Genomic DNA, 24,216 nt, shown 5'->3' with positions numbered 1-24,216 from the left:
TACGAATATTCGTACTAGGTACGATGTAAATGCGTACTATTCAACGTCCTACATTTCATGAATAATGAACACCAACGGGAGAGCACAAGCACATACATAACCGGAGATGAGAGGATGATCATAGATGAATCAGTATACATTGGAGAATAAACGGGTCGTTGTTATCGGAGGGAGCTCGGGCATCGGACTGGCTACGGCAATTCAGGCAGCTGCCGCAGGTGCGGATGTGATTATTGCAGGAAGATCGGCGTCCAGATTGGAGGAAGCAAGGGAACAGATTACGAAGGCTGTGGGCACAGGCGTGGCTGGAGAAACGGTGGTGGAAGTTCATGTATTGGACAATCAGGATGAACAGCAACTCGAAGCATTTTTCGCCCGAATCGGAACGTTCGATCATCTCTTCACACCAGGAGCAGCCTACACTCGAGGACCACTGACTTCGGATCGGGAGACGGCAGAGAGTTGTTTCAAAGGCAAGTTCTGGCCACAATACTTTGCGGCTAAATATGCTGCACCGTCTCTATCAGCTTCCGGCTCGATCACCTTAATGTCTGGTGGATTCAGCCAGCGTCCACTGGATGGCGGTGCTTCTTACGCTGCATGTAACGGTGCAATTGAGAGCCTGGGTAAAGCACTCGCGGTGGAATTGGCACCGGTTCGTGTGAATGTTGTATCCCCTGGAACCATCTGGCGGGAGGGGCAAGAAGGGACGCCACGTGGTGACCATTTTAAAGATTATGAGAAGCTGTCTCTAATCAAGCGGGTTGGCTACAATGAAGAAATTGCACATACAGTTACGTATCTGATGACCAATACGTTCACGACGGGCAGCACATTGTATGTGGATGGCGGGTACACCTTGATTTAAGAGCTGGAGTTATATAGGTCCAAAAGAATATTATTTTAAAATAAAATGATGAAATATGGCGAAAAAAGTTGAGATCTATCCTGTTTTTGTACTACAGGGTGGATCTTTTTCCTTTTATTTACTCTTTTTGTTTAGAATCTGTTTATCGCAGTGTACTACAATAGGCCTTACGTATCAGAGGGATTGAATTTATATGTAAAAAACATGAGACAGGGAGGATCAAGTACATGAATTACAGAAAAATAATGAGCATGTTGCTCATTTTGGTGTTGGTAGCTCCATGGCTGGCACCAGCAGGGAAGGTTAGTGCAGGAGCAACGTATCCTGTACCAGGAAAGGGTGGCTTAATCACAATCAAGCCTACGGGTGATAACAATGTTGAAGTACATTGGGAATATGCGGACTCCTCTACGCCATCATATGAATTAAAATATCAGGTCTACGTCTCTGTTTATCCTAACCTGAAAGACATGGAAGAAATCAGGGACTCACTAGACTATGGGAACGATGATTGGATTAGTGGTGCAGAATCTGAAGACGGTACGTTTTCCAGAGAATTTATGGGTTTAAGCGACAGCGTAACTTACTATTTCAATGTAATTGTTAATGATGGCAAAGGTTTGGAATCTGCGTACCAGATGCAATCTTACGACCCTAGTACACAGCTGAGCGAGTTGGACCAGTTTAACGAAATCAAAAAGAGAAAAGTTCAGGATCCTATTACCAATTTCATACCAGAAGTAATAGAGTTGCTTAGTAACAAAAATTTCATTGCTACTCCCGATTTTGAATTATTGTCTGAGAAAGAGCAATCTGACATTGCAGAATACATGTTGAAGGAATCAAGCCCACCAGCCTCTAGTAGTTATGAGAGTAAGGAACAAGTCCAATATGTAGTTCAATTGGCCTTGCAAGCCTTGGAGCTTCCACACAAAATTGGAGGACCTGACTCCAGAGAAGTCCTTGATGCATTTTTTAATAAACAAGCCGAGCGAATACAGCAACAATTCAATGATATAGAAGCAGATGATAAATACTATGAACTTATTCACTATTATCTCGATTCCTCCGAAGTTGAAAGACGTATGGCAGCTTTTAGATATGAGCGTAAACTCACAAAAAAACTCGATATCTCGGAAATACTTAATTATACGCAATCAGCATTGGAAGAAACACCTTTTATTAACAAAGTAGAAACATCAGAAGATATGTTGAAAAAGTTAATAAATATGTTAGAAATTCAGGGAGATATTGAGACATACAACTCCGATGAAGACGTGGAGATTCCAATTGGAAAATTCCCTTTGGATGTTAGCAAATTGAATGATCTTACTTCCGAAGAACAAGAAGAATTGGCAGAATATATGCTTAGTGAAAGACCCCTTGGTGGATATGCAAGTTTTGAAGAAATTCAGACTGCATTTAATAAATTTTTCCCTGATGATAACGAAACCGATCCATTGGCTGTCTTAAATGCTGCAAAAAGCAGCTTTAACAGAGATGCCATGCGTGTAGCGATGGAAAACCCGGATCTGGGTATTACTCTGCCTGATGGCTACGGTGCTTTAACCCCGGAGGTTAGAGATTTTATTGCAGGGTTCCTGATTCAATATGTAAATAAAGATTACAAAAATAAAGAACAGGTTCAATATATGATGGAGCTTGCTGTTCTGGCCCAATCGGTTTGGGAGCAAAAGCAACTTGTTACTCTTAAAAACAAGCTGGATGAACTTTCGCAGAAGTTAGCAGATTTGCCAGTGTCCTTTAATGATCAACAAAGCGAGGGATTTCGTAGCATTGGTCAAGAGTATTTGAAACGTACCAACAAAGTAGACAAAAGTATTTTTGCTTATAGATACTTGTATTCAGTGGCCTTCGAGAGGTTAGAAGGGAATTTTCAAGGGAATATCGTGGAACCTATGGTTGTGCTAGGGCTCTTGACTACGCCATACCAGTCTATCGATAAGGCTACCAAGGTTGATCGAATGGATCAATGGCTTGAGTCAGCTATGAATGATTACATTACAGGTGAAGCATTCTTCAACAAATACAAGTTTGATCGTACAGGTGCCCTTGATTTATCCAAAAGAGCAGAGTTGAGTCCTGAAGACCAAAAGGAATTGGCAGAATGGTTGCTCACTGAAGAAGACAGCTACGAAGATGTTGAAAATCTACAATATGTATTTAACCGATTCTTTACGGCTCCTAATGTGAAGGGGAATGACATCAATAACTCCATAATTGGCTTGGACAGCACGATGGAGATCTCCTTCGACGATAAGCAGCACTGGTTGGATCTGGCCAATATTCAGAAACTTGATTTTAGCGGTAACAAAACGGTATGGGTTCGCTATAAGGCGATCAGCGATGAACTGCCAGGCCGCGCGGTGAAGATTGTCTTTACACAGAACGGAGATAGCAATACTGATAATGGTAATGGCTCAACGCCTAACCCGGGTGGAAACACAGGTGGTGGCGGATCATCTACGCCTACGCCTGTAACGTCTACACCTGCACCAACAACGAAACAAGAGCAGATCGTGGTTGACGTTAATGGATCAAACGGTACCAACCTGACCAAAACGCCAATTACCCGTACGACCGAAACCAACGGCACGATCAAAGATCTAGTGAAAATGACCGAAGCGATTGCCAAGGAATCGGTAGAAAAAGCGAAACAATTGAACATGAACACCGCACGCATCGTGATTCCTGATACCAAAGATGCCGTGTCCGAGACACGTATTGAACTGCCTAAAGCAGCGGTAAAAGAACTGAATGATGGTTCGCTCAAACTTGAAATCTCTACAGAGAATGTAGTGATTTCCGTTCCGACGAATTCCATCGCCGGATTTGATCAAGACTTGTACTTCCGCGTTGTACCTTTGAAGAAGGAATCGGAGCGCAAAGAAGTCGAAGAACGTGCGAAGAAAGAGCGGTTGATCCAACAGATTGCTCCAAACACGAATGTGCGTGTACTGGCTCGTCCGGTAGAGATCGAAACGAATATGCAGAGCCGCGAAGTGACGTTAACTTTGCCACTGCGTGATAGTCTGCCAACCGATCCGGCTGCTCGTCAGCGGGCATTGGACAACCTGGCGATCTACATCGAACACAGTGACGGCACAAAAGAATTGATTCAAGGCAAACTGGTGCAACTCGCGGATAACAGCGAAGGCATCGAATTTACCGTATCCAAATTCAGTACATTCACCCTCGTTGTTGTGGATGGACTGAAAGCTTCACAAAGTACACATCAACCGTACATTCAAGGATTTGGTGAAGATTTCCGCCCAGATGCATTCGTAACACGTGCACAGATGGCAGCCATGCTGGCTCGCAATCTTCCAACTGAAGCGGCAGCAGGTTCCACGAATAGCGTGAGCTACAAGGATGTATCTGCAACACATTGGGCAACAAGTGACATTCAAAAAGCTCAATCCGCAGGTATCATGAACGGCATGAGCAACACTCAATTTGCACCAGAAGGTTCGATTACCCGTGCACAGATGGCTACCATTGCGTATCGCTGGATGCAGCAACAAGCGAGTGAAACAACCGTGAATGGTACACCAGTTTCCTTCACAGATGTATCCGCAGACCTGTGGGCAGCTGATGCGATTGCTTATGTGCAATCTGCTGATCTAATGGTGGGTTATAACGATGGTACATTCAAACCAGACAGTAAGCTGACGCGTGCGGAAGCCGTGAAAGTGTTAAATGTATTATTCAAACGTACACCCCTAACTGGCGCAGTTACGTCAACGTTCAGCGACGTACCAGCAACACACTGGGCATATGCAGATATTGAAGCTGCTGCGCAAAAGTAATATCTGTTACAGAATCACAGAGCTCACAATGAAGAAAAAGAGCAGGTTATCGATAAGATAACTTGCTCTTTTTTGTTATCCATGAGGTCAAGAAAGGGCGAACCTAAGTTCAACCGACTCACTTTTGAATTCATGGTAATGATTTAATTATTGAACAGGGGTTCCGTTCGGAGCAAATAGTTACCCCTAACCTCTGCAGCCCAATACGCAAAGACCTCTCTCCATTGAACACTGTTAAAGAAATCCTCTACCGATTGGTTTTCGGAATCCCAATCCACAAATATGTTGAGAGGTGTAATTCCTCCAGCCCAAATGCCATTACTGACGTCAGTTCCCGTCTCTCTAACTAATAAGATTGGAATGCCGAATTGAAAAGCCATGGCAGGTTCGATTTGAGAAAAAGTAGATCCTTCCCAGAACGGAGTGCTCGTTGGTGGACCACCCACATTGGATTGAAGAATTTGAACAAAAAATCGTTGGAAGTTGATGGCGAGCAAACCATAGCTCGAAAAAACCAAGCGCCGTATATTCGTCAGGATGTTTTCCGGATATTGTTCGCTTACGGGCAATGTGCGGGGGAAGAGCAATGCATCTTCAATCTCCGCAATAAGACGGTTCAGGAATTGTCCTTGCAGGTCATTTACCGTGTTGGTTGTACTCAAAAAGATCGGAATACGAAAAGCGCGATCTACGCATTCATTGATAGCGGAGGAAGTGTCTTTTTCATTATGAGTGGATTTGGGATTTGAGGAGGAAGTCCTTACGTTACCGCGGACGGGTGGGAGTTCAGATATAATGCTTACGGGAGAAAATTTTTTTGTGGGAATTTGCTGGGTCTTAACTTTATTTTTTGTATTACTCAATGTTCACATCTCCAATGCATAAGAATCTGGGTTTTATTTAGTCCCAGTCTATGCATTAGCCCATTTTGTGTTACCGATTGCCCAATATAATGCCGACGGTGACGTAATCGCTAGTCCATTAAGAACTTTTCCTTACTTACATCAAAAAACGGCACAGGATTTTTTCCCATACCGTTTTGGAAATTCTTCTTATCCCTATCTTGCCTTTGAGCGTATCTCATTGAATTCTGCTACTGCACATTAGTCGTTCTTCGGAGGAGAATTCTCGTAAAACTTACCGTCCCGCAACTGCTCCACGAATCCTTGTAACCAGACGTAATATTGCTCCGCATGTTGCAGTTTGTGCAGATCACGAAGTGCATCATCTCGATCTTCAGAAGAGGTATGCTCCGAAAGGATCATAGCGGACAGGTCAGGAATGACCTCACGAATACCTTCTAACATGACATCTACTTCCCGTTGTAGCTTAGCTCCAAAGAAATTCTGAAATGTACGATAGAAGTCGGTCTCAGCCAGATACTGATCCTGACGGTCCTTCTTTTCCTCCAGTTTATAGATCATCTGTGACTCTGTAAGCGAACGAACCGCATAGCTCATGTTGCTCTTGCTCATATTCATCGAGTTCTTCATCTCTTCAAGTGTCATCGGTCGATCCTCAAAATACATGATGCCGTATAATTTGCCAAACGTATGATTCACCCCATATAGATCCATCGTATTGGCGATGGCCTCAATAACTCTCTCCCTCAGCGCATGCCGATCAGGTAATGAAGAATGATTCGGGTTCCCGGCGGTTTCTTTTCCCACAATGTCACCTCTGGTTTATGATAGCGTTCCCACTAGCTGCCTCATATTTTACATGACTTGCTCCAATTTTAACATAAGCCGGAATTAGAATTTTCAATACGAGTGTACAATAAATTTTGTACAGAATAAATATAAAGCTGATTATACTCAAAAATTCCCAATCATTAAAGAAAAATTGGACAGTAAGGAGTGGGGGATTTGCGTTTAAAACTATGGAGGGAGTCTGAGGCGGTACTATTCACGCTGCCAGCTCTAATCCCATTGCTGATCTTCTGGCTGGGACCTCTGGGATATATCGTTTATCTCAGTTTCACCGATTGGGACTTCATGAGCCCGGACAAGTTGTTCGTTGGGTTGGACAATTACAGTTATCTGCTGACAAACTCTGAATTCTATCGATCACTGAAAGTCACCTTGTTATTCGGACTGGGAAGTGTGATCCCAACTATTGTGGGCGGATTGGCACTCGCGATGCTCATGAATAGCAAGATCAAATCATCCGGCATCTTCCGGACATTACTCTTCTCACCTTGGGTCACCCCGACAGTTGCGGTGTCCATTGCGTGGTCATGGATCTTCGAGCCCGAAGTGGGACTCGCTAATCTGATGCTGGGCTGGGTTGGCGTATCTCCAATCGGCTGGTTGCGTGACGCGGACTGGGCATTGGTTGCTGTTCTGATCGTCACGCTCTGGAAGTCGATTGGGTGGGCAATGGTATTTTATCTCGTCGCGCTACGAAATCTACCTTCCGATCTGCTCGAAGCAGCTTCAATCGATGGTGCCAACGGTTGGGATAAGTTCAGAAGTATCACATTGCCGCTGATCTCACCAACGACGTTTTTTCTCTCAATTATTCTTACAATCCAGTCCTTGCAAGCCTATGACCAGATCAATGTCATGACGCAGGGTGGACCGGCGGGATCAACGAGAACGTTGCTGTACATGTATTACCAGTCTGCATTCGAATCCTTTAACGTAGGTGAAGCTTCGTCCATCGCCGTTGTGATCATTCTGATCTGCGTGTTGCTCTCGGGAGTATCCTTCCTGCTTGGCAGACGTCTGGTGCACTACTAATGACAATGACATTGCCCAACAAAAAGTCTAAACGGATGAAGCGCAAGGAGTTGCAGAACATGTCACAACCGAATTTTAAAATAAGTAAATTGATCCGCTACCTCCTGTTAGCCGTTATCGCACTGGGTACAGCCTTTCCCTTCTATTGGATGGTCATTAGCGGATTCAAAACCAATGATGAGATCTGGCAGTTCCCGCCGACCTTCTGGCCGGAGACGTTCCTGTGGAGCAACTATGTGGATGCCTGGAATGCGGCACCATTTGCCCGTTACATCCTGAATAGTACGGGGGTAGCCTTGGCCATCTGTCTATTTCAGATCGTCAACTCGAGTATGATGGCGTACGCTCTGACACATATGAAATTCCGTCTCAAAGGTGTACTGACCTCCCTGATTCTGGTGGGTTATATGATACCAAGTACGGCCGTGTATCTGCCTAGTTACCTGGTGCTTAGCGAACTTAATCTGCTAGATTCCTACACGGGCTTGATTGTATCCAACTGTGTCAGCGTGTTCTCGATCTTCCTGATCCGGCAGGCATTCATGCAAGTATCTCATGAATTGGTGGAAGCCGGACAGCTGGACGGTGCATCCCACTTCAGGATTCTCTGGACGATTATCACGCCGCTTGTTCGCTCAAGCTTTGCCGTGATGGTTCTGATTACGTTTATTGAACAGTACAACAACTATTTCTGGCCTATGCTCATCACCAAAGACCCTGACTTACAGTTGGTATCGGCGGGTCTGCGCAGCTTCTATGTAGAAGGTGGGGCATATGGACTTGCTTGGCCACAGATTATGGCTGCGAGTGCCTTCACCATCGCACCCCTACTTATTCTCTTCCTGTTCACCCAGAAGACCATCATGCAGAGCGTGAATATCACGGCTGGTGTGAACAAGAACTGATATGCACTACCATTTCACCTAAAACGGGAGGAACGACAATGAATTGGAGTCAGGTAAGCATGACATGGAAAAAGAGATTGAGGTTGAACTGGAAGGGTGGCATGTCGCTGGTACTCGCGACCAGCTTTGCGCTATTGACCGCTTGTGGAACACAAGCACCCGCAGAATCAGGCACGACGGCTGCTGCCAGTGGAACCGAAGTTCAGGCAAAAGATCCGGTGGAGATTGAATTCTGGTATGGTCTGGGTGGTAATCTGGGCGATAACATGAAAAAAACGATTGATGCGTTCAACGCCTCCCAGAACGAAGTGGTTGTGAAGGGAATTGTACAGGCTGATTACACGGAGACGGAACAGAAGCTGCAAGCAGCGATTGCTTCCAAGAATGTTCCGGCCGCTGTACTCAGCTCCAATATAGACTGGGCACGCAAAGGATATTATGCACCCATGGATGAGATGATTGCTGCAGATCCGAATTTTAAGAAAGACGATTTCATTCAGACATTCCTGAACCAGGGACAGGTGGATGGAAAGCAATACTTTTTACCAATGTATGGTACAACTCAAATCATGTATTACCGCATGGATACGTTCAAGGAGAACGGAATCGACCCAGCGAGTCTGACGACATGGGAGAAGCTGGCTGAGGCAGCAGCGAAGATGAGCAAGCAAGAGAATGGCAAGACCACCTTCTACGGTTGGGAACCGATGTGGGGCAGAGACAATATGATTGATGCCGTGCTGGGTAAGGGCGGACAGATTCTTAGCGAAGATGGCAAAACCGTCATGATTGACTCCCCGGAATGGATCGAGACATGGGACCTGTTCCGTAAATGGATCAACGAAGACAAGATTATGGGCATTCATTATGGAGGTCAGGGCTGGGAGTACTGGTACAAAACGATTGATGATGTGATGAAAAATAAAGCAGCGGGTTATACCGGATCTAGTGGTGACCAAGGCGACTTGGACTTTAGCGTAGTCGCTGCGATGCAACAACCAGGCTGGGAAGGTATTGGTGAAGGGAAACCGGTAGCAAGTGCCATTTCGGCAGGTATTCCGTCAGCAGCGAGTCCAGAGCAACAACAGGCAGCTTACAAGTGGCTTACGTATTTCTCTGAAACTTCGAACACAGCTTCATGGTCCATGAACACCGGATATATCGCAGTACGTCAATCGGCTCAACAAGATCCAGAGTTCATGAAATTCAGTGAGGAAAATCCACAAATCACCGTACCACTGCAACAGGCAGCTCACGCTTCGGCTCCATTCCAGGATCCAACAGGTGGCAAGATCAATGATGCATTGAAGGATGCAGCTGATCAGGTGCAGATCAATAATATGCCAGCGGAAAAAGCGCTGAAGGAAGCGAAAGAGAAAGCGCAAAAAGAACTGGATCGTGTAACGAAATAATAAACGTATATGGGCAAGTGAATTAAGCGAAAGGGGCGGTACATGCTGTACCGTCCTTTCCGTTCATAAAGATCGCAGACAAGGAGTTTAACCAATGCAAGATGAGATGTATGTGGACGGATTACCAAATCCGATTAAAGCCGTTTTGTTCGATAAGGACGGGACATTACTTGATTTTACGGGCATGTGGGGATTCTGGACCGATTGTGTGTTGAACGACTTCAGAGACCAGTTGGCGACCAGGGGACTTCGTATCAATACAGATGAACTTCCACAGATCTGGGGTACATTCCACGATGAACAAGGCCGAATGAATGGGTATGATGTGCGGGGGCCGCTTGCGATGGGAACAATGGATGAAGTGTATGCCGTGCTGACGTGGCATGGATATCGTGCGGGTCTCAGCTGGGCGGAAGCCAAGATTATGGTTCGGGAGTGTTTGGCGCGAGCGGAGGAAGAGATGGAGCAGCATCGTCCGGCACGTGCATTGCCGGGAGTTCAAAAATTCCTTGAACAGTGCCGTAGCGAAGGCGTCGTTATGGGCGTAGTGACGGCAGATGATACCCCAAGTGCGATTAAACATTTGCAGTGGATGGGGCTGGATTCCTATTTTGACGTGGTGATTGGCACGGATCTGGTGGAGCGAGGCAAACCATTTCCCGATATGCTTCTGCTTGCCTGTGAACGGTTAGGTGTGTCTGTACAACATACTGTGGTTATTGGAGATACGGACGGCGACATGGAGATGGCACGAACCGCCGGTGCCGGGTGCAGGATTGGCATTGGAGAACCGGGAAGAATCCGCTTGGCGGACAGAACGATTCAATCCTTCCATGAATTGCTGAATGGTGGGCTGAATCGATGACGAACAGTCACGCCTACTTGGGCTGGGTACTGTTGGCATTGGCCATCGGGCTGGAGCTGAGCGCCACCATTTTGCTAAAAGTATCGGATGGGTTCTCACGGTTATGGCCTTCGGTGTTGATGTTTGTCTGTTATGGCGCAAGTTTTACGTTTCTTAACTTTGCAGTGAAGTATATGCCGCTGGCTGTAGCCTATGCGATCTGGTCTGGGGTGGGCATTACGCTCATTGGCGTTGTAGGGCATTACTTTTTTGGTGAACGTCTGCGGCTCACGTCGATGGTATGGATCGGTTTTATTCTGATTGGCATTATTGGACTGAAATGGAGTGATTCTTGATGAAAAATGAACATACACCGGAGCAACCTATTACCAGCTTCCAGGTCATTACGGACACACATGTGCGAGATGAGGCAGACCATATTCATAACCGGCATCTGGACCAAGCATTAGCCGACATAGCTACATTCAGTCAGGGGAGCAGCGGGATTATGCATGTGGGTGATGTGACAGATCGGGGGCTGCCGAGCGAATATCGTGAGTTGCAGCGCATATGGAAGCAGCATGCGAAGAGCTTGCCGGATATCCGGTACACAGTAGGTAATCATGATATTGGAGCCGTGGTATGGCAAGATCCGCCGATCGTTTTGCTTGAGATGAAAGAGGATGATGTAGCCGAGTTGTTGGAGCAGGAAGCAGATATGGAGCTGGTCACAAAACAAACGGCTGCTGAATCAGATGCACTGATTGAGCAACTATCCGGCGGGACCTATACGTTGTCTGCTGCACCTTCGGAGCAGGAGGGCCAGGATGGGGGACCGATCTCTTCAGGAGTCGACCCCATTACAGTCGCCGGGTTGTGGCAGCGTCGATTGAGTGATTTTAAAGGGACAACAGGCATGAAGGGCGCTTACCACGATCACTGGATTGATGGGTATCATTATATTTTCCTGGGCACCGAGCAACCTCATCCGAAGGATTGTGATATGTCGTCTGAACAATTGGCGTGGCTGGATGCGAAATTGTCTGAGCGTGCAACGCCAGAACATCCCATCTTCATTTTCTTGCACCAGCCACTTATGGATACGGTAGCAGGTTCGATGAAAGAACAAGGCTGGTATGGTGTGAATCAGGATGCGGAACTTAAAGAGGTTCTTGCCAAATACCCGCAAGCGATCCTCTTCTCGGGTCACACTCATTGGCAGCTGGAGGCGCAGCATACGATGTACGATGGTGCAGGCCACATGCCAACGATGTTTAATGCTTCGTCTGTAGGTTATCTCTGGACAGATCAGGATGAGCATCTGGAGGGCAGTGAAGGACTTCATGTGGAGATTTATAAGGATCGAGTGGTTGTGAAGGGACGGGACTTTGTCGCGGGCGAATGGATCGAAGGTGTTGAGTTTACGGTGCGTTATCCAGTAAAAGGGTAGTTATTTGGATAGTCAACGGGAAAGGGTCATGCTATGGGTCAATGTCATTCAGATAAGTTAGACTTGATGATATTGCTCAATGGGTGGCCTTTTTGTTGTTCATCATTCGATGTGTATCAGATACAATGAACCTCCACCCCATAAAGTTCCACGTGAAACGTAGCAGGGAAGGCTAGAGTTGGGTAAAGTTGTAAATGGGTATGACTACAAACTATACTCAAATAAGTACACATGATATGCACGTACTCGTTAATTCAACTTATTTACGGAGAGGAAGTAGAAGCGGCATGAGAGAACTTCAGGTTCAAACGACATATGGTACCGTTCAAGGCGAACTTTTGCACGATGCAAGTGTATGGAAAGGCATTCCCTATGCGAAACCTCCAGTAGGTGAGCTGCGTTTCAAGGCTCCGGTACAGCCCGAGTCATGGGATGGAATCAGACAGGCTATACAATTTGGGCCTGAGAATATACAACCTCGAAATCATCAACCAGAAGGCCTGACAGAACTTCCGCACGAGTCAGAAGATAGTTTATATCTGAATATTTGGGCTCCTGGGAAAAAGGAAGCATCCACATTGCCAGTCATGGTATGGATTCACGGCGGTTCCTTTGTATCCGGTTCGGGTAGCCAGCCGATGTATGATGGTACACAGTTAGCGGTTCGGGGGGACGTCATCGTTGTGACGATCAACTACCGATTAGGACCTTTGGGATTCCTGCATATGGCTCCATTAGGTGATTCATATGTATCCAATGCAGGTCTGCTGGATCAGGTTGCGGCATTACAGTGGGTGAAGGATAATATCTCTGCTTTTGGTGGTAACCCGGATCAAATTACGGTGTTCGGCGAATCAGCGGGCAGTATGAGTATTGCGGCACTGATGGCGATGCCAGCGGCCAAAGGACTTTTCCAACGTGCCATTATGGAGAGTGGTGCATCCCAGTTCATGCCGGCAGAGCAAGCTGCAGCATTGCGGGAAGGGATGTTAAAGATTCTTGGGGTGGACCGGGACAACCTGCAGAAGTTAAATACAATTCCTGTAGAGCAGATTATTGCAGCAGGAGAAACGGTCAAACAGCAGAGCGGGGCAGGTATGGCATTATTGTTCCAACCTGTATTGGATGGGCAGACACTACCACAGGTGCCACTTCAGGCAGTGAGCGAAGGCTCAGCGCAGGATATTCCAGTGCTGATTGGTACGACATTACACGAGGGTGCACTGTTCATCCAGCCGCATGTACCTTTTTCAAAAGAAATCGATATGGTTCAGGGCGTAGACTTTATGACGCCAGATCTGGAGAATCGGGTAGCCATCGCGGATAGTTATCAAAAAACGGCAGATGGACAAGCCCAAGTCATGACCGATATGTTCTTCTGGCGGTCAGCGCTGCAATATGCTGCTGCACAACAGAAATATGCCCCGGTGTGGATGTATCGATTTGATTGGGTGATGCCGGAACATCCCTTGTTAAAAAGAGCGATTCACAGCATCGAAATGTTCTTTGTGTTTAATACACTGCATGTCCTCAAATTCATGAATGCAGAGCCCGACGAAGCTGCCGCGGCACTTGCCCTCAAGGTACAGGATGCCTGGATTTCCTTTGCCAAGAACGGCAAACCTGAAGTTGCAGGTGTGAACTGGCCTGAATATGAGCAGGATCGTGCGACACTAATCTTTAACCATGAGATTGAGGTCGTACATGATCCGGATGCAGCCAAGCGAGAGCTGTTGGGTTTATAATCCAGGTGGGTTATTGTGTATGGATACTCTGAAAAACTGCTATGCGCCTAATCAAAAGCGGACGTTCATTCTCAGAATGAACGTCCGCTTTTTGTAATCCAGCTGATCAAGTAAGTAAAACGTAAGTGCCAATTAGAGGTACATTATGCCTTGTTATACTCCAAACATTATTTACGAGAGGCACGCGTGCGGGACACCTCATCGAAGTAGAAGGAACGTTTTCCACGGGAGAAGAGCACGATCAAGACATGAACAAAGAGCACGGCGTAGACTAACATATAGATGCCGAATGTCCCCAAAGAGATCCACATTTGATAAGGCTGAAGCATAACATCCTGATGACCTGAAAAAGCATAATCGTTGACCAAGCGAATGATCGTAACCAGCAGCCATGGAACATAGAGTGCGGCAAATCTTTTGAATAACGATTCACTGGTGGGTGTGCCGGTCTGACGATCCACATAGCGGAATCGCAAGATGGCCGAGCCTGGAGTTACACCATTTCGCACCCAAGGTATAAAGAACAGCACGATAACCATAGCAATGGACGTACTCAGTGCATCACTGATCACATCAGACGCTGTAAAGATGGAGATTAGATTCGAAAGGAAGACAACAACGACGCCATCGATAATCAACGCGAGCAATTGAGGCATAGTATACACTCGGTTTTGCTCCACAATCTGTTCACTCTTCGCCTGAATGCTTGCACGTGATGGGAATAAAGCAAGCAGGATGGGCGCTGTGAAGAATCCAATGACCGCTCCCGAAGTATTCAATAACAGATCATCTACATCGAACAGGCGGTAGGGACAATTATAATACCCGTAGAATCCGGTGATTTGAGTGATCTCGAAGAATAAGGAAAGCCCGAATCCGCCTAGCAGGGCGTACTTCCAGAATGATCTCTTTTGAAAAAAATAACGGATATATACACCCAGCGGCATAAGGAGCAGGACGTTAAATAGAACTTGCAGGAAGGCTCTGCCCTGAATCATGCTGAGATAGCTGGAAGGCTGAGACCATACAATGGGTGTTTCCTTCATGATGTCTTTGACAAAAGTGAATGGAACCAGATTGTAGTAGATCGTGTCAGCGGCTTGCTGCGCACAGGTATCTCGCGTAGTCGGAAACGGGAGAATAACGAGGCAATAGGCGGCCAGAATATAAAAGATAAACGAAAAGCTGACGCCAAACCGTGACCAGCTGAAAAAACCGTCTTTACGATAACCATAGATCAACCACGGCACCAGCAAGAACATGGCCGCAAAGACAAAGATCAAAAAAGCCGTTTGCACAGGGAAAACATATGAGGACATGAGCAGGAACTCCTTTGGTATTAAATATAATAACATTCATATAGACATTAAAATTCATGTATGTGTAGTGCGTATCTAATAGTTACATCATAAGTAGTTACCCTTAAAGTGAGGGAGGCATGAACCTTAAATTTGGTTTAAATCCATCCATGCAGTGACCAAGCGTATGGAATATAAAGTCGAAATCCCGTATACTTGCGGGAATGCCAATCGTAGAATGGAGAGTTTAATACATATGTCTAATTTGCCTAACTGCCCCAAATGTAATTCAGAGTACACGTACGAAGATGGTAACCTGTTGGTTTGCCCGGAGTGTGCGCATGAATGGTCTTTGGAAGCAGACAATGATAACGCAGAGGATACAAAAGTAATCCGCGATGCCAACGGAAATGTGCTAAGTGATGGTGATACCGTTACCGTCATTAAAGATCTGAAGGTAAAAGGTAGCTCACTTGTGGTTAAACAGGGCACCAAGGTGAAAAATATCCGCCTGATTGATGGGGATCATGATATTGATTGCAAGATCGACAGCTTGGGTGCGATGAAGTTGAAATCTGAGTTTGTGAAAAAGATATAAGATAAGATCGAGAAACGTTCCGTTCCGCATTCAATGGGAATTGAACGTTTTTTTGTTTGACAGGAAATATTTAGTAGATATATACTGGTTGGAATTTAATTTTTTTGAATATAGTTGGGTGGTCTACATATAAGAAAAGGCAGGTGTCAGAGCGATGAAGAGAGATCATATTATTGAATATTATTCCGGGTTTGATGAATGGGGCAGACTGGAGCGGGAACCAATTGAATTCATCATTAACATGCATTACATCAGGGAACATCTCCCCACTACAGGTTGTATCCTGGATAATGGGGCTGGCCCGGGGAAGTATGCCATGGAGCTTGCGAAGCTGGGGTACCAAGTCACTTTATCAGATCTGACACCTTCCTCTGTGAATACTGCGCGGCAAAAGGCTCAGGAGTTTGGTCTGACACAGCAATTCGATGGATTCCATGTTCTCGATGCCACTTCACTCTCCGGTATGGCTGACGAGACCTATGATGCGTCCCTCATGCTGGGACCGTTATATCATCTCCAGACAGACGAGGAGCGCATGGCTGCTGTGCAGGAGTTGTATCGTGTGACCAAGCGAGGAGGCGTGGTGTTTGTAGCCATGCAGAGCCGAATGCGCATGAGTATCAATTCGCTGCAATCCCCGCAGCATTGGAAACCGAATGATAACATGGCAGCCATCCGTTCTTTTGTGGAAAAGGGCATATTCGATCATCAGGATCAAGGACGATTTACGGGAGCATACTATTTTAATATTCAGGACGTTACACCCTTCATGGAGCAACATGGATTTGAAACCGTTGATTTGATTGGTTCATCTAGCCTTAGAGCGATGCTCACAGACGAGCTGCAGCAATACTGGAAAGAGCGTGGCGAGTATGATGAACTCATGCAATATATGATTGAAGCCGCCAAAGACCCTTCCATATTGGGAATTTCGTCGCATCTGCTGTACATTGGGAGAAAGAAATAAACATAAATGTGCCCTCTGGAAACAGAGGGTACTTGTGTTTTTCATCAAAATAGTTCAATATTAAGATATATAACAAAAGGTGATCTACTTACAATAGGTTAGATAAACAACGGATCGCTTCATACCAGGGAGGAACAGACAATGGAAATCGGAATTAGTACATTTGTGGAGACAAACCCGGATGTAAAAACAGGAGAACTTATCAGTCATGCGCAGCGCATACGCGATGTTGTTGAAGAGATTGTTTTGGCAGATCAGGTGGGTCTGGATGTATACGGCGTGGGGGAACATCATCGTGCTGACTACGCTGCTTCATCACCAGCAGTCATTCTGGCTGCCGCAGCTTCACAGACCAAGAATATTCGCTTGACGAGTGCGGTAACCGTGCTGTCATCGCATGATCCGGTACGGGTATATCAAGATTTTGCGACACTGGACGGCATTTCGAACGGACGTGCAGAGATTATGGCAGGGCGGGGATCATTTATCGAATCATTCCCACTGTTCGGCTATGATCTGAACGACTACGATGAGTTATTCGACGAGAAACTCGATTTGCTGCTCAAACTGCGTGATTCGGAAAAAGTAACCTGGGAAGGCAAACACCGCCCTTCCTTTAACAATTTGGGCATCTACCCGCGCCCGGTACAGGAAAAACTTCCGGTATGGATTGGCAGTGGCGGTAATCAGGAATCGGTAGTTCGTGCAGGACTGCTCGGTTTGCCACTGGTGCTTGCCATTATTGGTGGTCGTCCGGTGCAATTCGCACCACTGGTGGAGCTGTACAAGAAAGCAGCTGCACATGCGGGACATGATGCTTCCAAGCTGACCGTTGCTTCTCACTCTCACGGTTTCATTGCTGATACAACAGACGAAGCCGTGGAGAAATTCTTCCCGCCAGCGCAAGCAGTCATGAACATACTGGGCCGTGAACGTGGATGGGGACACTACAGCCGTGCGACATTTGATGCGGCGCGCAGCCTGGAAGGTGCATTGTATGTAGGTGATGTGGATACCGTAGCTCAGAAAATTATTTACCTGCGCAAAGAAGTCGGGATTACACGCTTCATGTTACACACCCCACTCGGCACAATGCCGCACAACGAGGTTATGAGAGCAATCGAGCTACTTGGTAAAGAAGTCGCTCCAATCGTGCGTAAAGAAATTGCACGTTGGGAAGCTGAGAACCAAGAGGCACGTTAATCGACTGAAGCGATACGGAACTAGATAGAGTCAACCAAATAAAGGAGCATGCCCCAGGCGTATTACGCCAAAGGGTCTGCTCCTTTTTCGTTTATCTTATAAAAGTATCTAAAACAGCACAGATGTAATGCTTATCCATTCGCAGATGTACTCACAAGGGAGTGTATAACCATCGACAACGTATGATCATAGAGGGTTTTGGCAGCTTCTTCACTCTCAATATGGCCTCCCAAATACAGATGAATAACACCGTGTAAGGGAGCCCAGATCATCCGAACCGCAAGCAGGGGATCTTGCACCTGAAGCATCCCCTGTTCAATGGCTACCTCAACCAAGGCAGACACTTGCTTCAGTGCAGTTGCTGTTCCCTGTAAGGTCTCTCCATCTGGTTTGAATTCGGAAAAAGATCCTCCAAACATCAGCTGATAGAAGCTGGATTGAGAAATGCCGAAGTCCCAGTAGACGTGGGCTAGATCCCGGAAATATTGTTCGAACGATTCCTGCCGGGGCATAGCTTCAAAACGCTGGGCCATAAGGGAACATCCCTCTAAATACAGATGTTTGGCTAACCCTTCTTTTTTGCCGAAGAGATTATATATGATTTTGGTGGAGCACTCCATGCGTTCAGCTACACGGCGTACCGTGACGGCTTCTGGTCCATGCTCTTGTAGTAAAGCAGCAGCAGCATGCACAATATTTTGCCGCAGATTATCCGAGTGCTGGAGTCTGGCTTCCTGAAAGGTTGTTACCGTATGTGCAGATTCCGTGGAACCCGAATTAAGATCCTTCATTGATTTCATCCTCGTAACCGTATTGTTGTTGAACAGAAACTATGTTTCCTTTTATGGTCATTCTACTGTTTTACGCCGGATAACGTCAATTTAATCCGAATTTAGTAAGTGAGCACCACGCTCCAGATTCAAATTTAACAAATGCATTTGACAGCGTCATGTATTTTGGTTACGATGATTCTACACAGAAACAGTGTTTCCTTATGAAAACAAGTGTTCAAATTATGCATAGAGGATGGATGAGAGATGATAAAGGAACAGCATCAATGGGTACTTATTACAGGTGCTTCATCGGGTATTGGGGAAATTTTTGCACTCGAAATGGCTTCCAAGGGTAAAAATATCGTGCTGGTGGCCAGAACAGAATCCAAACTGAATCAATTGGCAGAACGACTAGAACGTACTTATCAAGTAAGGGCTGAGGTGATCGTATCGGATTTGTCTCAAGTCGATGCACCTCAGAACGTATATGAGGAATGTCAGAATCGGGGAATACACATCGATATGCTGATCAACAATGCGGGATTTGCTACCCATGGATGTTTTGAACAGGTGGATGGTTCCCGGCAACAGGAGGAGATTATGTTGAACGTGCTCGCCTTGACGAACATGACACATCTTTTCTTGCCAGGCATGTTACAGAAGCGAAATGGTGCTGTCATTAATGTGTCTTCGACGGCTGCCTTTCAACCTGATCCGTATATGGCTGTGTATGGAGCAACGAAGGCATTTGTACTTTCTTTTACAGAGGCGTTATACGAAGAAAACAGAAAGCGGGGCGTTCAGTTTTTGGCACTATGCCCAGGCTCAACCGAGACGTCGTTCTTTGATGTAGTGGGCGCTGATGAAGCCTCCGTGGGCAAACGTGATACACCTGAGCATGTCGTGGCCGTGGCCATGAGGGCATTGGAGTCAGGCAAACCTTATGCTGTGCCAGGGGCCAGTAATTACTGGACAGCGCAGTTCACCCGCCTCGTGCCACGCAAGTTGATGTTGCGAATCGTAGGAGGTATGCTCCGTCCACGTTCCAAGGGTGGTAAAGCAGAAAAAGTACAAGCCTGATTGGTGGTATAGGGTTAAAGCTTTAGGCCAAAATGCCTTTGGCCCGAGCTTCCTTTATCCAGTCTGGAAATTCAGTAAGGAGACGATCGTACAATTCTTCATCGGTGATCTTGGAGATGTCGTCGAGAGCAAAAAAGTCAGCATTATCGATGAAACGTCCAGTCATATCATCTAGTTTCTCAAGAATACCGTAATTGGCTTGTCCCAGGCCAACAAATTGCCAGAACAGATTTTTGGTTGAGCTTTCGGTAATAAGCCGCATGATCTTTCCTTTTTGACTGACTCCGCCATCGCTAAAAAAGATAATATACGTTGGAATCTTCACATCGGGCTCCTCGATCGTATATTTGCGAATGACATCCTGCATGACAGGAGGTTCGTTGTTGGTACCGCCTTTGCTTCCCAGCGTATATGTGCGTTCAATATAATTCTCGAACTCCCTGGCGGTGACGCTAGGTGCACGCAAGAAGTCTTTGGCGAAGAACCAGACGTCCAACTCCCCGTTATCATCAAACGCTGATGCAATCGCCAGGATTCGTTCGAAGGCTTCTTGTACGATGCCTTTGCGATACAGATGGTACATGGAGCCTGATGCATCAAATACAACTGCAACACGTGCCTGTATTGGTTCGATCTTTTTCTTTTGCAGAGACAGGGTTACTTTACGCTTGAGGAGATCGATCTTGGTCAGGTTAAGCGGCGGAGAATTCGTTCTTGGTGCAGCAACAGGTTCCAAGACTTCTGGAGAGGCCGCTGCTACTTCAGCTTGTGCGGTGAGAAGAACCTGTTCTGCTTCCGAGGTGTCGTTACTCTCAATTTCAACACCAAATGACTCTGCGAGCGGCTGCAATCCACCAAAGAAACCTCGTCCAATCGCACGAACTTTGAACCCGTCACGATACTTATAGATTTCAATGAGAATAAGCGCTGTTTCCGCAGTGACCTGCGTGATCTCATAAGTGATCTGCTGGGAACCAGCTTGTACAATCGCCTGACATGCCTGAACATCGGCGAATGTGCCTCCCGCATCCAGAGTAGCCGTAAACACACATTTTTCCACAGGGACCTGCCGTAATTTATTCGTATCCAGTACAAAAGAGGATTTCAGTTCCTCTGCCTGTTGCAAAAGCACACTTTGATGGGGATCGGCCTTCTGATTATAAAATACAAAATAGTCGTCAGATGGGACCTTTCCCTCTTCGTTCACCATAAAGCAGCTAACATCCAAGGGAGAAGGAGATGATGTACATTGAATGGTTACCTGAAGTTGGGCGAATTCGTTGATACTGATATTCTGGCCTGTGTTTAGATGGATGAACGAATCTGTCATAATCGGATGCGCCTCTCTTCTCCAATATAATGGATGAAAATGTACAGTAACAAGATCGATTCTGAGACAAATGTTTCCATAAGTCAATCTTTTCAACGTTGTTTCTAAGCCTCTTCAGACTCGTACTTTTCCCGATGCTCCTTCTTCATTTTTACATAGTCTGGATCCGTCTTCGCAATCTCCCATTGTGCTTTGAATATAGCCGCGGCTTCTGCCTTCACCTTATCATTCTGATAGGGCAAGATTGAGCCATCCTCCATCGAGTATTTGCGTCCTCCTTTGTGATTTGTATACCGTCTGGCCCGTGTATAACCCATCTGGAGAAATTTACGAGCCATATCCATACCCACGAAATCTCCCTTTTTCTTATACTCCAAAAATAGCTCATAGATCTTTTCCGATGACTCTGTCGCAATCTCGGGTGTTTTGAACCGCCAGTGTGGCAGAATCTCGCCTTTGTACGGCTCAACCATGAGAACACCCTGCTCGCCCCGGCCTACGGTGTACAGCTCAGGATGTTTGCGCAGATCCAACTCACCATAATTGAGACTGTAATCAAATTTTTTCATTTATATGCCCTCCTTGATAGGGATTACCCCGATTCTGAACCAACAAGCATGGTTAATGGGGAACAACAGAACGAATTACACAGGAGGGGTAACGGTATGGGAATGTCCGGCAGATATCTTGTGGTAACGAAGGGACTAGTTGAATCCATCAAGTCAGGTGAAATCAGTGTGCATGATTGTGCAGTTGATCTGGATATTGATAAAACGTGGCAGATGCTTCAATTCACGCTGAACGGTAACTTGTTAGAAGGGGAGCCACCCCTGGGATATGTGGTGCCTCTCGCAGGTGAGCAATACGTGGGAAACTATTCGGACATGGATCTGTTTTTGCTTAGTAACGAGCAGGTACTGGAAGCCTACATGACATTGGAGCAGCTCACACCGGAAGAATTAAAAGAGCGGTATAGTCTGGACCAGATGATCGCTGAAGGCGTCTATCCTGTCATGGAAGATTGGGATGCGGAAGAGACATTTCAGGAGATCGTTCAGACCGTGGATGATATCCAGGCCTTGTTTCAAGCCACGGCTGCAAGTGGGAACGGGATCATCTTTTATGTTTTCTAAATGAGCATTAAAATTATGATAGGGATTCTATGGCCGACACTGAAGTAGGTTTGAACTAAGCCTATTCGGGTTATTGATAGACACAAGGCTCAGGCCTTGATGACATGACAATCCGGTAGAAGAGAGGGAATGCGATATGACACAGGATCAGAACGAAGAGAACAAAGCGATTCAAGAGGACGAGCCGGATCAATTCGAGACTCCCGCAACTGCGGAAGATGAAGAAACGGATGAGAAACTCGCAGAAGATCAGGAGCAAGAATAACGCCCAGCATTGCACAATGAAGCAGGATGTTTTATCGAAACATACGATATGCTGAAATATAGATAGACCAGAGGTCGGACATGTTCCGGCCTTTAGGTTTATTTTTTTGCGTATCCGTTTACAAGAATTACCTATACCTTCATAATGGAAATGAACCATATTTTTCTAAGGAGGAGTTCATATTACGAATCGGAAGTTAGTCCAATGGATGGCAGTGCCACTAGTACTTTTAATGGTTGTTCTTACAGGATGTCAGGCTGTGGGTGGAGTAGACGTTGGCAAAGCAATGGCCAATGGCGCGAGTATCAAGTCCGGTGAATCCAGACAATCCATGAAAATAAACATAGAACCGGCTAAGGAATTTGCTACAGAAAAAGACCTTGAAATGATTGAACTGATTAATTCCATATCCCTGAATATTGATCAAGCCAAAATGAAAGATGCGAAGACAGCATCGATCAAAGGTACACTGAGCATGGAGGGAACGAAGTTACCTTTCCATGTGTCCATGAATGAGTCCCAATTGGTCATTGATCTGGACGGAGCCCAGAAACCGCTGTACATGTCTCTGGATACGTTCCAGGATGCACAGGCTCTTCCATTGGTGGATACGAAGGCTCTGGAGAAACAACTCGAGGAACTTTCCCCGAAACTGTTCTCTTTTGTCCTGAAGCATCTGTCCAATCCGAAGAACATCTCCGTAACACCGGTACAGGAATCCGTGAATGGCGAAGCACTTAGCCTCTCCAAGCTGCATCTGGAAGTTAGTGGTGAAGAGATGCTTGCCATGGTTAAACCGTTCCTGACGAGTATTTCGAAGGATGAGCAAGGACTGAAAGACCTGATTGGAGATCTGTACGATGTGTTCTACCCTGTACTGGAAGCTGTGAATGAGGTTGAAGGCGGGGGAGATGAAACACTGAATTCGATCGTTCCTGAATCGAAAGATGAAGCCGTTGCATCTCTGTATGCCATCATCAAAGTAGGACTGGACAGTATGCTGGTCAATTATGATCAGGAGCTGAACAACCTGTTGAATGAGACCCCTGAATTCAAAACGGTCTTTGGCACAGATACCAAACTGAAATTGGATTTTTATCTCGACAGCAAGCTGGATATTCGCAAGCAAAACTTTGAACTGAAAGTAGCGCTGCCTGCTTCCGAAGATCTGCCGGTGAACTCCGTAATCGTAAGTGGAGACAGTGAACAGTGGAATATCGGTGGAACGGTTGCAGTTGATGAAGTGGATGTTTCGGGTGGCGTCATGGATCTGATGAAGGATGATATTACGCCTGGACAGATGCTGCGCAATTTTGATTCCAATTCACTGGCATACCAATTGCTGAAAGATGAAGCTGGGATCACGAGTAAAAGTGTAGTGCTCTTCCCGGATGATGAATACGCTGGGGCGATCACCGTTAAGAATACAACATTTGTTCCGCTTCGCTATGTGTCTGAAGAATTGGATGCTGAAGTGAAATGGACCAAAGGTTCGAACCAAATCGTTGTCATTGACGACATCACTGGTGACGAGATTGTCCTGACCGTAGGTTCCAAGAAAGCAACAGTTGCTGGTAAAGAAGTGACCATGGTGGAATCCGCCTATGTAGGCAAGGACGGCAAGACGTATGTGCCGCTGCGCTTTATGGCTGAATCCCTTGGAGCTACTGTAGATAAGGAACAAGAAACAGGCTGGATTTACATCGACCGTCCTTAATTGAGACGTTATAAGTAAGCCTTAGTAAGAGAGGGGATTTCAGAGTATGCCAGA

General features: G+C 46.1%; 22 protein-coding genes. 16 read left to right on the top strand and 6 right to left on the bottom strand.

Annotated elements, in window-relative coordinates:
• Positions 1-124 precede the first annotated feature (124 nt).
• Positions 125-868: an SDR family oxidoreductase gene (locus tag QVE09_RS23370; RefSeq protein WP_315938726.1), complete on the top strand. Its 744-nt coding sequence runs from the start codon at positions 125-127 to the stop codon at positions 866-868.
• A 227-nt stretch (positions 869-1,095) separates the two neighbouring features.
• The gene (locus QVE09_RS23365; protein ID WP_315938725.1) at positions 1,096-4,698 is read left to right on the top strand and encodes an S-layer homology domain-containing protein; all 3,603 of its coding nucleotides are present in this window, start codon (positions 1,096-1,098) and stop codon (positions 4,696-4,698) included.
• A gap of 143 nt (positions 4,699-4,841) precedes the next feature.
• On the opposite strand, the gene QVE09_RS23360 is transcribed toward QVE09_RS23365, so the two are convergent.
• Positions 4,842-5,561, bottom strand: a complete 720-nt coding sequence (locus tag QVE09_RS23360) for a hypothetical protein (RefSeq protein WP_315938724.1) — start codon at positions 5,559-5,561, stop codon at positions 4,842-4,844.
• Positions 5,562-5,801: 240 nt separating this feature from the next.
• Positions 5,802-6,368 (bottom strand): GbsR/MarR family transcriptional regulator, encoded by a 567-nt coding sequence (locus tag QVE09_RS23355; RefSeq protein WP_315938723.1) that lies wholly within the window; start codon positions 6,366-6,368, stop codon positions 5,802-5,804.
• 198 nt (positions 6,369-6,566) lie between these two features.
• Here QVE09_RS23355 and QVE09_RS23350 point away from each other — a divergent pair, with 198 nt between their 5' ends.
• The 7 genes from QVE09_RS23350 (at position 6,567) to QVE09_RS23320 (ending at position 13,798) form a co-directional block, all read left to right on the top strand.
• Positions 6,567-7,442, top strand: a complete 876-nt coding sequence (locus QVE09_RS23350) for a carbohydrate ABC transporter permease (RefSeq protein ID WP_036671737.1) — start codon at positions 6,567-6,569, stop codon at positions 7,440-7,442.
• Positions 7,443-7,501: 59 nt separating this feature from the next.
• Positions 7,502-8,347: a carbohydrate ABC transporter permease gene (locus tag QVE09_RS23345; RefSeq protein WP_315938722.1), complete on the top strand. Its 846-nt coding sequence runs from the start codon at positions 7,502-7,504 to the stop codon at positions 8,345-8,347.
• A gap of 38 nt (positions 8,348-8,385) precedes the next feature.
• Positions 8,386-9,759 (top strand): ABC transporter substrate-binding protein, encoded by a 1,374-nt coding sequence (locus QVE09_RS23340; RefSeq protein WP_315938721.1) that lies wholly within the window; start codon positions 8,386-8,388, stop codon positions 9,757-9,759.
• A gap of 94 nt (positions 9,760-9,853) precedes the next feature.
• A complete protein-coding gene (locus tag QVE09_RS23335) occupies positions 9,854-10,624 on the top strand; it encodes an HAD family hydrolase (RefSeq protein WP_315938720.1) in 771 nt (256 codons plus the stop codon).
• The gene (locus QVE09_RS23330) at positions 10,621-10,959 is read left to right on the top strand and encodes a DMT family transporter (protein ID WP_083684565.1); all 339 of its coding nucleotides are present in this window, start codon (positions 10,621-10,623) and stop codon (positions 10,957-10,959) included. Before QVE09_RS23335 ends, QVE09_RS23330 begins: the two co-directional genes overlap by 4 nt.
• A complete protein-coding gene (locus tag QVE09_RS23325) occupies positions 10,959-12,053 on the top strand; it encodes a metallophosphoesterase family protein (RefSeq protein ID WP_315938719.1) in 1,095 nt (364 codons plus the stop codon). The genes QVE09_RS23330 and QVE09_RS23325 overlap by 1 nt, the downstream gene beginning before the upstream one ends.
• A 287-nt stretch (positions 12,054-12,340) precedes the next feature.
• Complete coding sequence (locus QVE09_RS23320) at positions 12,341-13,798, top strand: carboxylesterase/lipase family protein (RefSeq protein WP_315938718.1); 1,458 nt, start codon at positions 12,341-12,343, stop codon at positions 13,796-13,798.
• A 167-nt stretch (positions 13,799-13,965) separates the two neighbouring features.
• Here the strand turns inward: QVE09_RS23320 and QVE09_RS23315 are convergent, their stop codons facing one another.
• Positions 13,966-15,117, bottom strand: a complete 1,152-nt coding sequence (locus QVE09_RS23315) for a VanZ family protein (RefSeq protein ID WP_315938717.1) — start codon at positions 15,115-15,117, stop codon at positions 13,966-13,968.
• Positions 15,118-15,352: 235 nt separating this feature from the next.
• Here QVE09_RS23315 and QVE09_RS23310 point away from each other — a divergent pair, with 235 nt between their 5' ends.
• The 3 genes from QVE09_RS23310 to QVE09_RS23300 all read left to right on the top strand — a co-directional run bounded on the left by QVE09_RS23310 (position 15,353) and on the right by QVE09_RS23300 (position 17,864).
• Positions 15,353-15,694 (top strand): zinc ribbon domain-containing protein YjdM, encoded by a 342-nt coding sequence (locus QVE09_RS23310; protein WP_036612305.1) that lies wholly within the window; start codon positions 15,353-15,355, stop codon positions 15,692-15,694.
• 154 nt (positions 15,695-15,848) lie between these two features.
• Positions 15,849-16,661, top strand: coding sequence for a class I SAM-dependent methyltransferase (locus QVE09_RS23305; RefSeq protein WP_315938716.1), 813 nt, complete (start codon positions 15,849-15,851; stop codon positions 16,659-16,661).
• Positions 16,662-16,802: 141 nt separating this feature from the next.
• Complete coding sequence (locus tag QVE09_RS23300) at positions 16,803-17,864, top strand: LLM class flavin-dependent oxidoreductase (RefSeq protein ID WP_315938715.1); 1,062 nt, start codon at positions 16,803-16,805, stop codon at positions 17,862-17,864.
• 131 nt (positions 17,865-17,995) lie between these two features.
• On the opposite strand, the gene QVE09_RS23295 is transcribed toward QVE09_RS23300, so the two are convergent.
• Complete coding sequence (locus QVE09_RS23295; protein WP_315938714.1) at positions 17,996-18,655, bottom strand: TetR/AcrR family transcriptional regulator; 660 nt, start codon at positions 18,653-18,655, stop codon at positions 17,996-17,998.
• A 246-nt stretch (positions 18,656-18,901) separates the two neighbouring features.
• Between QVE09_RS23295 and QVE09_RS23290 the strand changes: the two genes are divergently transcribed.
• Positions 18,902-19,717 carry an SDR family NAD(P)-dependent oxidoreductase gene (locus QVE09_RS23290; RefSeq protein WP_315938713.1) on the top strand — a complete coding sequence of 272 codons (816 nt, stop codon included), beginning with the start codon at positions 18,902-18,904 and terminating at the stop codon, positions 19,715-19,717.
• A 22-nt stretch (positions 19,718-19,739) separates the two neighbouring features.
• Here QVE09_RS23290 and QVE09_RS23285 read toward each other — a convergent pair whose 3' ends face one another.
• Positions 19,740-21,047 (bottom strand): VWA domain-containing protein, encoded by a 1,308-nt coding sequence (locus QVE09_RS23285; protein ID WP_315938712.1) that lies wholly within the window; start codon positions 21,045-21,047, stop codon positions 19,740-19,742.
• Positions 21,048-21,151: 104 nt separating this feature from the next.
• Entirely contained in the window at positions 21,152-21,616 is a 465-nt protein-coding gene (locus QVE09_RS23280; protein WP_315938711.1) for a DUF4385 domain-containing protein, read from the bottom strand.
• Between the two features lie 96 nt (positions 21,617-21,712).
• On the opposite strand from QVE09_RS23280, the gene QVE09_RS23275 reads away from it, so the two are divergent.
• From QVE09_RS23275 to QVE09_RS23265, 3 genes are all read left to right on the top strand, one after another.
• Positions 21,713-22,180, top strand: coding sequence for a DUF1877 family protein (locus tag QVE09_RS23275; protein WP_315938710.1), 468 nt, complete (start codon positions 21,713-21,715; stop codon positions 22,178-22,180).
• 136 nt (positions 22,181-22,316) lie between these two features.
• Entirely contained in the window at positions 22,317-22,445 is a 129-nt protein-coding gene (locus tag QVE09_RS23270; protein WP_017691584.1) for a hypothetical protein, read from the top strand.
• A gap of 208 nt (positions 22,446-22,653) precedes the next feature.
• Positions 22,654-24,162, top strand: a complete 1,509-nt coding sequence (locus tag QVE09_RS23265) for a copper amine oxidase N-terminal domain-containing protein (RefSeq protein ID WP_315938709.1) — start codon at positions 22,654-22,656, stop codon at positions 24,160-24,162.
• The last annotated feature ends 54 nt before the right edge of the window (positions 24,163-24,216 follow it).

The organism is Paenibacillus sp. ClWae2A (assembly GCF_032452295.1).
Taxonomy (GTDB): domain Bacteria; phylum Bacillota; class Bacilli; order Paenibacillales; family Paenibacillaceae; genus Paenibacillus.
Note: the sequence above shows the minus strand (reverse complement) of the source record. Positions and strands in the feature narration are given on the sequence as shown.

What these genes read in the sequence shown, in the direction of transcription:
- QVE09_RS23295 (WP_315938714.1), bottom strand. Translation starts at nt 18,655, where the DNA reads ATGAAGGATCTTAATTCGGGTTCCACGGAATCTGCACATACGGTAACA.
- QVE09_RS23280 (WP_315938711.1), bottom strand. Translation starts at nt 21,616, where the DNA reads ATGAAAAAATTTGATTACAGTCTCAATTATGGTGAGTTGGATCTGCGC.
- QVE09_RS23290 (WP_315938713.1), top strand. Translation starts at nt 18,902, where the DNA reads ATGATAAAGGAACAGCATCAATGGGTACTTATTACAGGTGCTTCATCG.
- QVE09_RS23340 (WP_315938721.1), top strand. Translation starts at nt 8,386, where the DNA reads ATGAATTGGAGTCAGGTAAGCATGACATGGAAAAAGAGATTGAGGTTG.
- QVE09_RS23275 (WP_315938710.1), top strand. Translation starts at nt 21,713, where the DNA reads ATGGGAATGTCCGGCAGATATCTTGTGGTAACGAAGGGACTAGTTGAA.
- QVE09_RS23265 (WP_315938709.1), top strand. Translation starts at nt 22,654, where the DNA reads ATGGCAGTGCCACTAGTACTTTTAATGGTTGTTCTTACAGGATGTCAG.
- QVE09_RS23320 (WP_315938718.1), top strand. Translation starts at nt 12,341, where the DNA reads ATGAGAGAACTTCAGGTTCAAACGACATATGGTACCGTTCAAGGCGAA.
- QVE09_RS23300 (WP_315938715.1), top strand. Translation starts at nt 16,803, where the DNA reads ATGGAAATCGGAATTAGTACATTTGTGGAGACAAACCCGGATGTAAAA.
- QVE09_RS23305 (WP_315938716.1), top strand. Translation starts at nt 15,849, where the DNA reads ATGAAGAGAGATCATATTATTGAATATTATTCCGGGTTTGATGAATGG.
- QVE09_RS23370 (WP_315938726.1), top strand. Translation starts at nt 125, where the DNA reads ATGAATCAGTATACATTGGAGAATAAACGGGTCGTTGTTATCGGAGGG.
- QVE09_RS23335 (WP_315938720.1), top strand. Translation starts at nt 9,854, where the DNA reads ATGCAAGATGAGATGTATGTGGACGGATTACCAAATCCGATTAAAGCC.
- QVE09_RS23285 (WP_315938712.1), bottom strand. Translation starts at nt 21,047, where the DNA reads ATGACAGATTCGTTCATCCATCTAAACACAGGCCAGAATATCAGTATC.
- QVE09_RS23310 (WP_036612305.1), top strand. Translation starts at nt 15,353, where the DNA reads ATGTCTAATTTGCCTAACTGCCCCAAATGTAATTCAGAGTACACGTAC.
- QVE09_RS23330 (WP_083684565.1), top strand. Translation starts at nt 10,621, where the DNA reads ATGACGAACAGTCACGCCTACTTGGGCTGGGTACTGTTGGCATTGGCC.
- QVE09_RS23345 (WP_315938722.1), top strand. Translation starts at nt 7,502, where the DNA reads ATGTCACAACCGAATTTTAAAATAAGTAAATTGATCCGCTACCTCCTG.
- QVE09_RS23325 (WP_315938719.1), top strand. Translation starts at nt 10,959, where the DNA reads ATGAAAAATGAACATACACCGGAGCAACCTATTACCAGCTTCCAGGTC.
- QVE09_RS23270 (WP_017691584.1), top strand. Translation starts at nt 22,317, where the DNA reads ATGACACAGGATCAGAACGAAGAGAACAAAGCGATTCAAGAGGACGAG.
- QVE09_RS23315 (WP_315938717.1), bottom strand. Translation starts at nt 15,117, where the DNA reads ATGTCCTCATATGTTTTCCCTGTGCAAACGGCTTTTTTGATCTTTGTC.
- QVE09_RS23365 (WP_315938725.1), top strand. Translation starts at nt 1,096, where the DNA reads ATGAATTACAGAAAAATAATGAGCATGTTGCTCATTTTGGTGTTGGTA.